We start from the raw sequence: 14,366 nt of genomic DNA, 5'->3' as shown, positions 1-14,366 counted from the left end.
TACGTCGTTTTAAGCTCTAACTGGTCCGATAAACTGCCACGCCCTGCGGCCCGATTTCACGCGAGCCGATTACAAATGCATCGTCCGCGACATCCGCGAGCGTATGAGGCTGCTCGCCGTAATTCAACACGTACGCCAACCCACCGCGCCGGCTGATACGCAAACCGTCGCCGAGCGCCGTCACATCAAGTCCTGCTTCCCGCGCGACGCCTGCAAACAGTCGCGTCGTCAGGACCTCGTCGAAGATGCTCGCCAGGTAGTGAATCGAACCGCTCCGAACATACGCGGGATGACCGTCGGCGAAACGGCCGCGAATCTCGAGCGCTGCCGCGCTGGCCGACTCCGACGTTTCGATCAGATCGCGCCAATGCCGCCCTACCCCGTCATCGAGGCTTGCGCTGCCCGCGAGCCTGACCGGTTCAGCCACATTGGGCCGTAGCGACTCGACGCGCCACACGCGCATCGGCAATACCGAGGCCAGCGACCCCGGCGGCAACCCTGCGGGAATCTGCAGATCGTCCGTCTTCGAGCCGGTGCGCGGCCCGAGCACGACCTGCGCACCCGAACGGGCCAGACGCTGCGCGAAGTCCGCGGGCACCACCGGCAACGGCGGCACGACAATCATCCTGTAGCCATCGAGCGGCGCATCGACCGGCACCACGTCGACATCGAGACCCAATCCGCGCAGTGTCGAGTAATACTCGAACGCAAAGCGCGGATAGTGGAAGTCCGCACCCTGCGGATGAATTTCGAACAACCACTTCGCCTCGTAGTCGTAGACGAGCGCGACCTTCGAGCGCACGTTCGCATTCGCGTCGGCGTCCGCGGCCAGCACCTTGTGAATCTCCTTGGCCACCTGGGCCGCCTCACTGCCGCCAAGATCCAGCAGGTTATCGGGCGTATTCAAACCCGCGTGCATCTGCTCCTGGGCAAACGGCGCCTGACGCCAGCGGAAATACGACACGCAGCCCGCCCCGTGCGCAAACGCCTCCCAGCTCCACAGACGCACCATGCCAGGCAGCGGCGCCGGATTCCAGTGCGCCCAGTTGACCGGCCCCGGCTGCTGCTCCATCACCCAGAACGGCAGCTTCGACATGCCACGATAGACATCGTGATTGAACGATGCGAAATCCGGATGACCGGTGCGCAGCCATTTCGCCTTGAGTTCGGGCGCAAACCACTGCTCTTCGAGCGCACCGAGCGGATAGCTATCCCATGTGGCGACATCCAGATCGGCAGCGACCTTGTAGTGATCGAATTCGGTAAACAACTGCATGAAGTTGTGCGCAACCGGCCGGCCCGGCGAGTGCGCACGGATGATCTCGACCTGCATGCGGTTGTAGCGCGCGACTTCATCCGATGCGAAGCGCCGGTAGTCGAGCCGGTGCGACGGATGCGCCTCGGTCACGGTCGCCACGGGGGCGTCGATCTCGTCGAAGCTGCGGTACTCCATGCTCCAGAACACCGTGCCCCACGCGCGGTTCAGCGCATCGATCGTCTGATAGCGCGCCTTCAGCCACTCGCGAAACCGTAGCACCGCTGCCCGCGAATAGCTGACCACCGTCTGATGGCAACCGAACTCGTTATCGGTCTGCCAGTACGCAACGGCCGGATGCTTGCCGTAACGTTCGGCCACTGCGGTGCAGATACGTTCTGAAGCAGCAAAATACGAAGGCGACGAGAAATCGTAGTGACGACGCGAACCGAAGGCCCGCGGACGGCCGTCGACGCCAACCGGCAGAATGTCTGGATGACGGTCGATCAGCCATTTCGGCGGCGTCGCGGTCGGCGTGCACATCACCACTTGCAGGCCAGCCGCACCGAGCACGTCGACGGCGCGATCAAGCCAGGCCCAGTCGTATTCGCCAGGCGTTGGCTCCATCCGGCTCCAGGCAAATTCAGCAATCCGAACCTGTTCGATGCCGAGCGCTTTCATGCGGCGGGCGTCGTCTTCCCACATCGACTCCGGCCAGTGTTCCGGGTAGTAACAGACTCCAAGGCGCATCCGAGTGCCCTTCCTTTATGCGTAGTGTTCGACGGATTCGAGCGAAGCAACGGCGAAGCCGTCTTCGGTGAACAAATGACAGACCGGTGCAGGCGCCCGAAAGGCAGCCTGATCGCCCTGCTTCAGGCGCGTGTCTCCAGGCGCCTTGGCGATCAATACGATGCCCTCGCCTTCTTCAAGGTGGACATAGCTGTGCTCACCGAGCTGCTCGACGAGCGAGACCGCGCGGGTCAGCAACGAAGATTCATGGGCGGTGCCGGCAGAGGCTTCCTGAACCCCTTCGACCATTTCCAGATGCTCAGGCCGCACGCCGAACGTCACAGGCTGCCCAACACCGAGCGCTGCCCCGTCGACGCTCACACGCACGGTCTCGCCGCTGCCATCGAGCTTCACGCTCACGCCGCGGGCGTCGATCGAGGCAACCTTTCCTGGCAGAAAATTCATCCGGGGCGAGCCGATGAAACCGGCCACAAAGCGGCTCTTCGGACGGTGATACAGCTCGAGCGGCGCGCCGATCTGGGCAATGCTGCCGTAGCGCTCGGTGTCCTTGCCGGCGTGCAGCAGCACGATCTTGTCGGCGAGCGTCATGGCTTCGATCTGGTCGTGCGTCACGTAGACGACGCTCGCCTTGGCAAACTGCTTGTGCAGCCGGGCGATTTCGACGCGGGTCTGACCGCGCAAGGTGGCATCGAGATTGGAGAGCGGTTCGTCGAACAGAAACACGCCGGGTTGGCGCACGATGGCGCGGCCGATCGCCACGCGCTGCCGCTGTCCACCCGACAAAGCCTTGGGACGCCGGTCCAGCAGCGCTTCGAGTTGCAGGACGCGCGCCGCTTCCCGCACCTTGCGGTCGATTTCGTCCTTGGGCGTTTTGGCGAGCTTCAGGCCGAAGGCCATGTTCTCGAACACGGTCATATGCGGGAACAGCGCGTAGCTCTGGAACACCATCGCTACACCACGCTGGGCCGAAGGCACGGCATTGACGAGCTGACCGCCGATAAAGAGATCACCGTCGCTCACATCTTCGAGACCGGCGATCATGCGCAACAAGGTGGACTTGCCGCAACCGGACGGGCCGAGAAACACGCAGAACTCGTTCTCGCCGATCTCGAGATCGACATCGCGAATGACGGGTGCACCATCACCGTACGATTTTTGGACGCCTCTTAACGAAATGCTCGCCATTGCTCCGTCTCCGTGATTTAATCGGCTCGAAGTCGGAGATTAAGCGCTTAATCTGTTCGGCCGAAAAAAATTGACCGAGTGCGATCAATGGCCCGCAGCGTCTCCGAAATCTTGCTGTCTGTGCGATTAATGGTGCCGCGCCTTCATGCCGGACGCAAATTTTGAGAAACAGTCCCACATACTGAACAACCATGCCAACACTGAGCGAAGTCGCACGCCGCGCCGGTTGCACCCCCGCCACGGTGTCGAACGTGCTGCGCAATCGCGGCCGGGTCGGCGCGCAGACCCGGCAACGGGTGCTCGATGCCGTCGAAGCGCTCGGCTATCAGCCGCATCTCGCGGCACGAGCACTCGCCGAGGGCCGTGCGCCAACCATTGCATTGATGGTCTCGAGCATCGCCAACCCGTTCTATCCCGAGTTTGCGCTGGCGGTCGAGCGTGCGGCGCGCAGCAGCGGGCACTTTCTGATCATCTGCAATACGAACGAAGATCCGCTGACGGGCCGCGCGTATCTGGAACAGATCGCCGGCACGCTCTCCGAAGGCGTGCTGGTCATGAACGCGAATCTCGACTTCGCCGATCTGCACAAGACCGAGGCGCGCGGCGCGCCGGTCGTGCTGTGCATGTGGGAACGTCCGAACGAGCCGCCCGGCCTGCCCTGCGTGGCGGTCGATTTCAGGCTCGCCGGGCAACTGGCTGGGCAGCATCTGCTTGAACTGGGGCATCGGCGTATCGGCGCCATCGTCGGCAGCAAGGTGGCCGGCATCCATGCAGCACGTTACGAAGGATTCCTCGACGCGCTGCGCACTGCCGGTCTCGATGTCACGAATTCGCCCGTGCGCTACGCGCCGGACACGACCCAGGGCGGTTATCGCGCGACCCGCGAATTGCTCGAAGCGGATCCCCGTCTGACCGCGATCCTCGCAACCAACGACCTGCCCGCGCTCGGCGCCCTGCATGCAGCCGCCGATCTCGGTTTGCAGGTGCCACATGATCTCTCCGTGGTCGGCATCACCGACATCCGGCTCGCCCAGGAATCGCGGCCTGCGCTGACCACTGTCGCCGTGCCGACTGTCGAAGCGGCCGAACTGGCGGTGTCCTTGCTGCGTGAACTGATCGAGGCATCGCCGCGTGGCGCGCGCGCTAACGGCGACGCGCCGCGGATGTGTGTCACGTCGGAGCCAAAGCTCGTCGTGCGTGGCTCGACACGCGCGCCTCGCACCGCTCAGGGTTCCTGACTATTCGCTGGCCGGCCAGGGCAGATGCGGCGCGGACCAGTCGAGTTCCGTGCCGACCACCGAGCGCATTTGCGGCGACTGGATCGCCACCGTCACCGCGACGCAAGGCCGTCCGCTCGCAAGCGACAGATAAGGATTACTGGCTACCGGCACGCCCGGCAGCAGCACCGCGTTGCGGAAATACGGGCGATGGTCCCAGCGCGCATCGCGCGGATCGGAGACCGGCTGCAACGTGCCGGCAAGGCTCGTGCTCGCGACGCCAGCCACTTCGGGCCCAATCTGACGCCCCCGGTCATCGAGGATGAAGCAGCTGATGCAGAGGTCGTGCTGCGACAGATCGGCAAACGCATCCTCCATGGCGATGCCGCTCAGCAATGCATCGGCGGCGCTGCGCAAAGCGAACCGGTACGGCTCGACCTTGTTCTCGAACAGCGCATGCAGATGTGCGCGGCCCTGCGCAATCACATCGAACGAGCGGTCGATCATCCGGTTGACCGCGTCCGGCGGCGCGATTCTGGCAGCCGGCCGGCCCAGCAGATAACCCTGCGCGAAATCGACATTCGACTCGACGGCCAGAATCAGTTCCTCGGTCGTCTCGACACCCTCGACCACCACCAGCATGCCCGCCTGATGCAGCAAGGAAACGAGTTTGGGCAGGATCGAATGCTGGGTGTCCGGAATCGTCGCGCGAATCAGCTCGCCGTCCAGCTTGACGAAGTCCGGACGGATGCGGAACAGCCGGTCCAGGTTCGATTGACCCGCGCCGAAGTCGTCCACGGCAATCAGAAAGCCGTGCTGACGATAACGCGCCGCGGCACGCGACATCTCGTCGACGCTGCCGCCATGCGACTCGAGAATTTCGAGGACGATCTTCTCCGGCTCGAGTGCGGCCGAGCGCACGATCGCGGCAAGCTGGTCGGCATACCCATCTGCGACGAAAGTGGCCGGCAGGATGTTGAGAAAGATCCACGCTTCGTCGGGTATCAGCCGTTGCGCGTTGCCAAGGTGCACCACGTGGCTGGCGCGATCGAGCTCGCCTTCGTCGCTGAGCGGCCGGGGCGCAAACAGTACCGCGGGCGGCACCAGTGAACCATCGCTCTGCTCGCCGCGCAGCAGCGCCTCGAAGCCGACCTGCTTCTGATGCGACAAGCTATAGAGGGGCTGAAAGTGCGACGTCAGGTAGTAGTCTTCCCATTTAGGCCGTGCGCTTCCCGACGGGTCCGCCGGGTCGCCGGCAAACAGTAGCTGCAGCGGATCGAACGGACTCGAACGCTCGGCACAGACGCGATTTCTGCCGGACTGTTTGGCGCGCAACAGCGCTTCGTCGGCGCGGTCGAGCAAGGCCATGATGCTCTCTCCCGTGCGATGCTCGGCCACGCCGAAGCTTGCAGTCACGTAACCATCCGGGCGAGCGATACGGGAGACCGCGCCGCGCAAACGTTCAGCCAGTTCAAGCGCGGACGCCAGCCCCTCGCGCCGCAAGATCGCGAACTCCTCCCCGCCGATACGGCTCACGCTGTCCTGTGCGATGGTCTGATCCATCAGCACCTGGGCGACTTCATAAAGCGTCTGGTCGCCGGCAGCATGGCCGAACTGGTCGTTCAACGACTTGAAATAGTCGATGTCGACAAAAATCGCGCAGACCTTGACGCCTTCAGCGAGCGTCGAGAGGCGCCGCTCGGCCTGCTCCATGAACGAACGGCGGTTTTGCAGTCCGGTCAGCGGATCGGTCGCAGCCAGCTCGGCAAGGCGGTTCTCCAGCAGGAAGTGATCGCGCCGGAACCAGTAGAAGCCGAAATGGAACACCGACGCAGTCGGCACGCCAATCGCCACCCATAGCAACGTCACGACGTTCACATCGTGCGTATACCCTTGCCTGAACAGCAGCGGTAAACCGCTTGCGTAGAACACGACTGTGCCGGCAAAGAAGTGCGTCGGCGTGAGCCAGAGCGGCGCCGCGCAGATCGGAATCACCAGCAAGGCCGGCAGCGCCCACAGTAACGGCTCATTCAGGCCATTGACGTTCAGCGCGATCAGGATCACCAGCACCAGCGTAAACCCAACCCCGAGAGCGCCAAAGATTCCGGTGGTGCGTGCCTTGCGCACGCCCGCCACCAGCAGCGCCAGCATCGCGACACAGGCGAGCCGGTAAGAAATCGAAATGGTGGGGCCGGCCACGAGGCTGCGTGCCAGCACGAACAACAGGGCAGCCACGACCGTAGACGCCATCGTGATCGTCGAAAGCGGGCGCTGCTGGTCAAGCGAACGTCGATGAAAGCGGTCACGCAAATGGGCATCGGTCATGTGTTGCGCGTGGATGGGGAGCATGTTGATAGAAGTCAGCCTCGTTCCGTCACTCTGCCGCTGGTTAACGGCATATGTCTGACAAATATTAATGCCTCATCAAAAACAAATTTCCGCGGCGAGCGACGCCGCTCGAGCCACGCCGCTGGGCGGCGCGCAGGTCACTCTTACCGCAAGCAAAGCGTCGGCTAGCAGAGCACTTATTCGCGGCGCGGCAGATGCGTCAATGATGCAACCGCACAACAGTCCTATGCGTCGATCAACGGGCTCAAACCGTTTCAATTCGAGGTCGTGCGTTTTCGTCCTCGCCCTGTACGCCTTCATGCGTAACGGATCGGAAAAAAATTCGCGCAAAGTTTGCTTCTGTTATTGCGCAGTGTGCGCAAGGCTATATAACTTCACGCCGGACGGTGGTAGCGAAATATTTATCTCTTAAGTAGACTGCAGATAAAGAGGCGCCGATCAACATACAGCACGCAGCACAGGTAAAAACAACCGTCGGCACGTGCCACGCACGCCTTACCAAAAATCACTTTCAGATGTCCGGCTTCAGACACCCGTTTTAACGACGGATAAACAGCAGACGGTCATCCTTTTCGGAAAACATGGTCCCTATTCTCGACTACCTGCTCGACCGCCAGATCTCCCCTCAATGGCGCGGCTTGCTCACTGCATTGGCAGAAGAGTTCGAAGCGCAGATCGGGCAAGGCGAACTGCGTCAGTTGATGTATCGCGTCGGTTGCCGTTTTGCAGCGGCCCATCCCTTGCCGCCCTGCAGCTCGACTGCCGATCTCGCCGAGGCGTTCAACGCGCGCTGGCAGGAAGCGGATTGGGGTTACGTGGATCTTTCCGACGAACCGGATTACCTGCGCATCGCTCACTCGTGCGCGCCGTTGCATGCTTTCGGCTCCGCCGCGCTCGGCTGGACGCCCGCCTTCCTCGAAGGCGTCTATCAGACCTGGCTCAGCGCACTCGGTGCAGAGGGTCTGTCGGTCGCGCAAGCGAGCGAGTTCGATGAGCACGCAACGATCGAATTCAGGCTTGGCCGCCAGCCGGCATGAGCCCAGTCAGGGGATGGACTTCTGCTGGCTGTGACGGCCAGTGGAAACGGGCAACGCAAGACAAGACAGACATGAACAACATGGCGGCGACATGAGTCCTTCGAGCGATATCGAAACCCTCTTCGGGCATTTCGGCGGGAATGCCAGCGACTATCAGGAGATCGGTCGCGAGAACGAGGCCAGCACGGCGCGCACGCGCTGGCCGCTGCTCGTCACGCTGGATCTGACGCAACCGTCGATTCCGGCGATCGTGCAACGCCGCGATGCCGCTTCGAAACAGGCCGACGACGCCGCCCAGGCGCAGGCCGCTGCAGACGACAAGCCCGAGGCATCCGTCTCCGCCGACACGCCGCTGACCGGGCCGGCACTGATGCGCAGCAAGGCGCCGTTGTTTGCGCGGCCGCATCGTCGCAACATTCCGCCGGTTGCCAATGTCGTGAAAGCGGACGGACCGCGCGGTGCAGAACGCTTTTCGGCGTTGCCGCAGGTTGCCGATCCGCAGGTCGCCGCAAGCCAGACCGCCGCGCCGGTAGCAGCGGCCGCGGCCGTTGCACCGGCTGCGTCGATTCCGACGGTCCCACCCATCCCGCCGGTCGTGGCATCGACAGCTCCCGGTTTTGCTTCTATCGCTCATATGGGCAACGTGCCGCCGGTAGTGGCTCCGGCCACTGCGCATGCTGTTCCCTCGCAACCGTCGTCGGTTGCGCCCGCTCTGCGCGCCTTCGCACCACCCGCCGCGCCGCTGTTTTCCGCAAAGTTCGCGGGGGCCGGTGTCTCGCGCGTCCCGACCACCTCGTCCAGCTTTACCGCCGGGACGCCGCGTGCAGCAGTAGCGGCACCCGCACCCACACCCGCCCCGGCAGTCGCCACAGCACAGCCTGGGTCGATCCTCGGCAAGCTGTTCAAGCCGGCCGCGCACAACCCGGCTTCAGCTACCGCAACACCCGCGCCTCAAAACACAGCGGCACCGCTCGCTTCAGTATTCGATCGTTTGCGCGGCGAGGCACCCGCCGCGGCAACGCCTGCTCCTCACTCGTGGCTGACCAACGGCCCACGTCGCTCATGAAAGTCATTGCGGTCGTATCGGCGAAGGGTGGGGTCGGCAAGACCACCCTTGCTGCCAACCTGGCTTCCGTTCTCGCCACCAGCGGCCGGCGTGTGATCGCGCTCGACCTCGACCCGCAAAACGCGCTGCGCCTGCATTTCGGTGTGCCGCTCGACAGCATCGACGGCCTCTCGCGCGCCACCCTGAGCGGCGACGCGTGGCAGAGCGTCATGTTCGACGGCGTCGATGGCGTCACGGTGCTGCCCTACGGCGCCGTTCTCGAAGACGACCGCCGCCGCTTCGAAGCGCACATCGATCACGATCCGCTGTGGCTCGCGCATGCGCTCGCCACGCTACGGCTCGAAGCCTCCGACATCGTGGTCATCGACACACCGCCAGGCTCGTCGGTGTATACGCGCACAGCCCTGTGCGCGGCGACCTTCGCGCTGAACGTGGTGCTAGCGGACGCCGCCTCCTACGCGGCGATTCCGCAGATGGAGCGGATGATCGAAACCTATGCCTCGCCGCGTCCGGAGTTCGGCGGAGTCGGCTACGTGATCAATCAGGTCGACCAGTCGCGCCAGTTGACCAAAGACGTCCTCAAGGTGCTGCGCCATCTGCTCGGCGACAAGCTCTTCCCTGGAGTCATCCATCAGGACGAAGGCGTCAGCGAGTCGCTTGCCTGCGACACCACGCTGATTCACTACGATCCGCTTAGCCAGGCAGCCGTCGATTTTCGCTCCTGCGGCCAGTGGCTGATGTCGCGAATCGACGCGATCGCTGTTTCGCCGAGGAGTGTTGCATGAGCACACCGCAATCAGAGGGCATCGATACCGCCGCGCCACCTTCGCGGCTCGAGCGCATCGTCGACGCGCGCCTGTGGGGCAGCACGGTCGTCTCCGTCTGCCTGACGCTGTTTGCGCTGGTGATCCTGTACTTCGTGTTCACCGTGCCGCTGGCGTTCTACGAGCAACTGACCTTCGCGACCTGCTGCTTTATCTGCGCGCTGCTGTTTCGCCGACTGCAGGGACGCTATGCGACGCTCGTCATGATCATGCTGTCGGTGGTCGCGTCGGGCCGCTATATGTTCTGGCGGCTGACGGCCACCACCTACTGGGAGCATCCGCTCGACGCCGTCTGGGGTCTGCTGCTGGTATCGGCCGAGGTCTATTCGACCATCGTGATGATGCTCGGCTACTTCCAGACCGCCTGGCCGCTCAAGCGCGAGCCGATGCCCTTGCCGGCCGACCGCAACGCATGGCCGACCGTCGACGTGTTCATCCCCACGTACAACGAGCCACTGTCGGTCGTCAAACCGACCATCTACGCAGCGCTCGCGCTCGACTATCCGGCCGACAAGCTGTCCATCCACGTACTCGACGACGGCCGCCGTCCCGAGTTCAAGGCGTTCTGCGAGGAAGTCGGCGTGCACTGGACGATCCGCACGCACAACCGCCACGCGAAGGCCGGCAACATCAACGAAGCACTGAAGATCACCAGCGGCGAGTACCTCGCGATCTTCGACTGCGATCACATCCCCACCCGCTCGTTCCTGCAGATCGGCCTCGGCTGGTTCCTGCGCGACAAGCTGCTGTCGATGCTGCAGACGCCGCACCATTTCTTCTCGGCCGATCCGTTCGAGCGCAACCTCGGCACTTTCCGCAAGGTGCCGAACGAAGGTGAACTGTTCTACGGCCTCGTGCAGGACGGCAACGACCTGTGGAACGCGACCTTCTTCTGCGGTTCGTGTGCGTTGCTGCGCCGCTCGATGGTGGAAGAGATCGGCGGCATCGCAGTCGAGACCGTTACGGAAGATGCGCACACTGCGTTGAAGCTGCACCGCCTCGGCTACACCACCGCGTATCTGGCGATTGCCCAGGCGGCGGGGCTCGCCACCGAAAGTCTCTCGGGCCACATCGGCCAGCGGATCCGCTGGGCGCGCGGCATGACGCAGATCTTCCGGATCGACAATCCGTTGACCGGCAAAGGCCTGAAAATCGGCCAGCGGCTGTGCTACCTGAACGCGATGATGCACTTCTTCTACGGTGTGCCGCGCCTCGTGTTCCTGACTGCACCGCTGTCGTTCCTGTTCTTCGGCGCCCACGTGATCGAAGCCGCGGCCGGCACGATCGCAATCTACGCGCTGCCGCACATGATGCATGCGAGTATCACCAACTCGCGCATGCAGCGTCTGTTCCGCCATTCGTTCTGGGCGGAAGTCTATGAATCGGTGCTGGCCTCGTACATCACCGCGCCAACGCTGCTCGCGCTGATCAACCCGAAGCTCGGCAAATTCAACGTGACGGCCAAGGGCGGCCAGATCGAAAAGAACTATTTCGACTGGGCGATCTCGCGTCCCTACCTGTTCCTGCTGCTGTTGAACCTGCTCGGCTTTATCGTCGGACTCGTGCATATCTACCTGCGGTGGGACGTGTCCAGCGAAGTCAAAACCACCGTGCTCAATCTGGGATGGACCGGCTATAACATGCTGATCCTCGGCGCGAGCGTGGCCGCGGCAAGCGAGCGCCGGCAGATTCGCGCCGTGCACCGCGTCGCCATGAAGATGCCGGTGATGCTGAAGTTTTCGACCGGCCGCACGCTGGCTTGCCAGACTATCGACTACTCCGAAGGCGGCGTCGGCGTCGAGCTGCCGAACGGCATCCAGGTGCCAATGCACGAGCGCGTCACCGTGTCGCTGTTCCGCGGCGATGAGGAATACGCGTTCCCGGCCACGGTCGGCTTCACGGCACCCGGACGGGTCGGCTTGCGCTTCGATGCCATGTCGCGCGAGCAGGAATACGAGTTCGTGAAGTCGACGTTCGCGCGCGCCGATGCCTGGATGGGCTGGGCCGAAGGCCGTCCAACGGACACCCCGTTGCGCGGACTCTCACACGTCCTGCTGGTCGGCGTACGCGGCATCGCCGGCCTGTTCGAACACCTCTATGAAGATCTGCGCGGCTCGATGCGTAGCCGCCCTATCGATGTCAAAAAGCTGGAAAAAGACTGACTTATGGGCCATGGGATTGCGCGGACATACCAACAAAACTTGCAAGGCGAGCACGGCATGACAGGATGGGCATTGCGCTTGCGCTCTAGCCGCCTCGTTCGCGGACTTGCCTTATGGCTGGCTTTTCAGACCGCGTTCGCGGTGCCGCTGGCGTCGGCTGCGGAGCTCGTCGCCGGTGCGCCGCATGGCGCCACCGCGCCGCCCGGCACGCCCGACGCCACTGGCGTGGGAAACGTGCCCGCGCCAAGCGCCGCAGTACCGCTCGATCCGAATGCGATCACCCAGCCCGCACTGGCAACGCCGACTCCGGCGCTCGCGGCGTCCTCGGTGAAAGCGCTCGGCATCAAGACGCCGACCACCGCGGAACCCGGCACGCTGGTATCGGGCGGACGTCGCCAGACGCTCACCTTTGCCGACTTCGGCGCGCTCGATCCGCTGCAGTTGCGCGGCACCGAAGGCCAGAACGGTATCGCCTTCTCGGTGCGTAACGACGAAGTGGTGACCGGCGCGATCCTGCATCTGATCTACAGCTACTCGCCGGCTCTGCTGCCGAGCATCTCGCAACTGAAGGTGCTGATCAACGGCGAAGTCGCGGCAACGCTGCCGGTGCCGCACGAGCAGGCCGGCCTGCTGGTGGCGCGCGACGTGTCGATCGATCCGCGCTTCATCACCGAGTTCAACCACCTCAACGTGCAGTTGATCGGCCACTACACCGAACGGTGCGAGGACCCGGCGAACTCGTCGCTGTGGGCCACCGTCAGCAATGCGAGCTCGCTCGACCTGACCTACGCGTCGCTCACCAGCAAGCCCGATCTCGCAGCGCTGCCGCAGCCGTTCTTCGATCGCCGCGATGTGCGGCGCCTCGAGCTGCCGTTCGTGTTCCCGGCCAAGCCTGGCGCCGAAACGCTGGAAGCGGCGGGTATCGTGGCGTCGTGGTTCGGTGCGCTGGCTGGCTATCGCGGCGCGCTGTTCCCTGCCCAGGTCGACGAAGTGCCGCTGTCGGGCAATGCCGTGATATTCGCCACTGCCGACCAACGGCCCGCCGGCGTGACGATTCCCGCGATCTCCGGACCGACCATTGCGGTGGTGGACCGCGAAGCTCCAGCGCGCGGCAAACTGCTGCTGGTGCTCGGGCGTAACGAAGCCGAACTGAAAACCGCCGCGAAAGCACTCGGTGTCGGCCAGAGCGTGCTCTCGGGCGAAAGCGCGACGATCACACAACTGAACGAACTCGCCCCACGCGCTCCGTACGACGCGCCGAACTGGCTGCCCACCAACCGGCCGGTACGTTTTGGCGAACTGGCCGATGCCCGCGACCTGACCGTCTCCGGCTACGATGCCGACGCCGTGCGCGTCAACCTGCGCGTGCCGCCCGATCTGTTCATGTGGCACACCAAGGGCGCCCCGATCGACTTGCGCTACCGCTATACCGTGCGGCCGACGCCGGACCGCTCGTCGCTGAACATCAGCATCAACGACGGCTTCGTACAGGCGCTGCCGATTCCGGCGCGGCCCGCCTCGGTGTTCGAGCTCGGCCACTATTTCAACAACATCCTGCCGGATAACACCGCTGACGCGCGGCGCACTGTCTATATTCCGCCGCTGCTGCTGACGCCGCGGGCACAGTTGCGGCTTCATTTCTACTACGACATTCCGAACACCGGCGAATGTCACGGCCGCTTGCTCGACAACGTGGTGGGCTCGATCGATCCGAACTCGAGCATCGACCTGTCGTCGTTCCCGCATTACATGGCGTTGCCCGATCTGGCCGCGTTCGCAAACAGCGGCTTCCCGTTCACGCGGATGGCCGACCTCTCCGAAACCGCCGTGGTCTTGCCAAACGATGCCGACTCGAGCGACTACAGCCTGTACCTGCTCGAGATGGGCCGCATGGGTGCCTCGACCGGCTACCCCTCTACGGGCGTGACCGTCACGAGCGCCGACCAGGTCGACCAGAACGCCAACAAGGACCTGCTGATTTTCGGCTCTCCCGACCGTCAGCCGCTATTGCAGCGCTGGGCCAAATCGATGCCGTTCTCGAGCGATGGCGACTCGCGCACGTTCGAGCTCTCCGACATCGTCTTCAAGCTGGAAGACTGGTGGCATGGCGAACGCGGCGTGGAACGCGCGCCGGCGCGTGCGGACCTGTCGCTCGTCAGCTCGAACGGCGCGGCCCTGCTGACCGGCTTCGAATCGCCGTTGCAGAAGGACCGTAGCGCCGTCGCGTTTGTCAGCGCCGCGGGCCAGTCGGATGCGGACCTGAGCTCGGCCCTGCTCGACGCCGACGTGTTGCCGCAGATCCAGGGCGCGATGGCCGTGATCCATGGCCGCAGCGTCACGATCACCTCGAACGGCGTGGCTTACTACATCGGCCATCTGTCGCCGCAGGAATATATGCGCTGGGCGCTGTCGTCGCACCCGCTCCTGCTGCTGCTCGGCGGCGTCCTCGCCGCGCTGATCATCGCCGCGCTGTTCTACCGTGCGCTGCGCTCGATCGCCGCGCGCCGCCTGAAGGATTGAT

At 63.9% G+C, this 14,366-nt stretch carries 9 protein-coding genes; 6 read left to right on the top strand and 3 right to left on the bottom strand.

Features of this window, described 5'->3' with window-relative positions:
- Positions 1-16 precede the first annotated feature (16 nt).
- Positions 17-2,005, bottom strand: coding sequence for a beta-galactosidase (locus P3T20_RS29855; RefSeq protein ID WP_429288647.1), 1,989 nt, complete (start codon positions 2,003-2,005; stop codon positions 17-19).
- A 15-nt stretch (positions 2,006-2,020) separates the two neighbouring features.
- The gene (locus P3T20_RS29850; RefSeq protein WP_429288646.1) at positions 2,021-3,190 is read right to left on the bottom strand and encodes an ABC transporter ATP-binding protein; all 1,170 of its coding nucleotides are present in this window, start codon (positions 3,188-3,190) and stop codon (positions 2,021-2,023) included.
- Between the two features lie 191 nt (positions 3,191-3,381).
- Between P3T20_RS29850 and P3T20_RS29845 the strand changes: the two genes are divergently transcribed.
- Complete coding sequence (locus P3T20_RS29845; RefSeq protein ID WP_429288645.1) at positions 3,382-4,428, top strand: LacI family DNA-binding transcriptional regulator; 1,047 nt, start codon at positions 3,382-3,384, stop codon at positions 4,426-4,428.
- On the opposite strand, the gene P3T20_RS29840 is transcribed toward P3T20_RS29845, so the two are convergent.
- The gene (locus P3T20_RS29840) at positions 4,429-6,756 is read right to left on the bottom strand and encodes an EAL domain-containing protein (protein WP_429288644.1); all 2,328 of its coding nucleotides are present in this window, start codon (positions 6,754-6,756) and stop codon (positions 4,429-4,431) included.
- A gap of 581 nt (positions 6,757-7,337) precedes the next feature.
- Between P3T20_RS29840 and bcsD the strand changes: the two genes are divergently transcribed.
- The 5 genes from bcsD to bcsB all read left to right on the top strand — a co-directional run bounded on the left by bcsD (position 7,338) and on the right by bcsB (position 14,365).
- Positions 7,338-7,793, top strand: a complete 456-nt coding sequence (bcsD, locus tag P3T20_RS29835) for a cellulose biosynthesis protein BcsD (RefSeq protein WP_429288643.1) — start codon at positions 7,338-7,340, stop codon at positions 7,791-7,793.
- Positions 7,794-7,884: 91 nt separating this feature from the next.
- Positions 7,885-8,859, top strand: coding sequence for a cellulose biosynthesis protein BcsP (gene bcsP, locus P3T20_RS29830; protein ID WP_429288642.1), 975 nt, complete (start codon positions 7,885-7,887; stop codon positions 8,857-8,859).
- Entirely contained in the window at positions 8,856-9,644 is a 789-nt protein-coding gene (gene bcsQ / locus P3T20_RS29825; protein WP_074268171.1) for a cellulose biosynthesis protein BcsQ, read from the top strand. Before bcsP ends, bcsQ begins: the two co-directional genes overlap by 4 nt.
- The gene (gene bcsA, locus P3T20_RS29820; protein WP_429288641.1) at positions 9,641-11,845 is read left to right on the top strand and encodes a UDP-forming cellulose synthase catalytic subunit; all 2,205 of its coding nucleotides are present in this window, start codon (positions 9,641-9,643) and stop codon (positions 11,843-11,845) included. The genes bcsQ and bcsA overlap by 4 nt, the downstream gene beginning before the upstream one ends.
- Before the next feature lie 57 nt (positions 11,846-11,902).
- A complete protein-coding gene (gene bcsB, locus P3T20_RS29815; protein ID WP_429288640.1) occupies positions 11,903-14,365 on the top strand; it encodes a cellulose biosynthesis cyclic di-GMP-binding regulatory protein BcsB in 2,463 nt (820 codons plus the stop codon).
- Position 14,366 lies beyond the last annotated feature (1 nt).

This window comes from Paraburkholderia sp. GAS206C (assembly GCF_050435645.1).
Lineage (GTDB): Bacteria > Pseudomonadota > Gammaproteobacteria > Burkholderiales > Burkholderiaceae > Paraburkholderia > Paraburkholderia phenazinium_B.
This window is presented reverse-complemented; position numbering and strand designations above follow the sequence as displayed.

What these genes read in the sequence shown, in the direction of transcription:
- P3T20_RS29855 (WP_429288647.1), bottom strand. Translation starts at nt 2,005, where the DNA reads ATGCGCCTTGGAGTCTGTTACTACCCGGAACACTGGCCGGAGTCGATG.
- P3T20_RS29850 (WP_429288646.1), bottom strand. Translation starts at nt 3,190, where the DNA reads ATGGCGAGCATTTCGTTAAGAGGCGTCCAAAAATCGTACGGTGATGGT.
- P3T20_RS29845 (WP_429288645.1), top strand. Translation starts at nt 3,382, where the DNA reads ATGCCAACACTGAGCGAAGTCGCACGCCGCGCCGGTTGCACCCCCGCC.
- P3T20_RS29840 (WP_429288644.1), bottom strand. Translation starts at nt 6,756, where the DNA reads ATGCTCCCCATCCACGCGCAACACATGACCGATGCCCATTTGCGTGAC.
- bcsD (WP_429288643.1), top strand. Translation starts at nt 7,338, where the DNA reads ATGGTCCCTATTCTCGACTACCTGCTCGACCGCCAGATCTCCCCTCAA.
- bcsP (WP_429288642.1), top strand. Translation starts at nt 7,885, where the DNA reads ATGAGTCCTTCGAGCGATATCGAAACCCTCTTCGGGCATTTCGGCGGG.
- bcsQ (WP_074268171.1), top strand. Translation starts at nt 8,856, where the DNA reads ATGAAAGTCATTGCGGTCGTATCGGCGAAGGGTGGGGTCGGCAAGACC.
- bcsA (WP_429288641.1), top strand. Translation starts at nt 9,641, where the DNA reads ATGAGCACACCGCAATCAGAGGGCATCGATACCGCCGCGCCACCTTCG.
- bcsB (WP_429288640.1), top strand. Translation starts at nt 11,903, where the DNA reads ATGACAGGATGGGCATTGCGCTTGCGCTCTAGCCGCCTCGTTCGCGGA.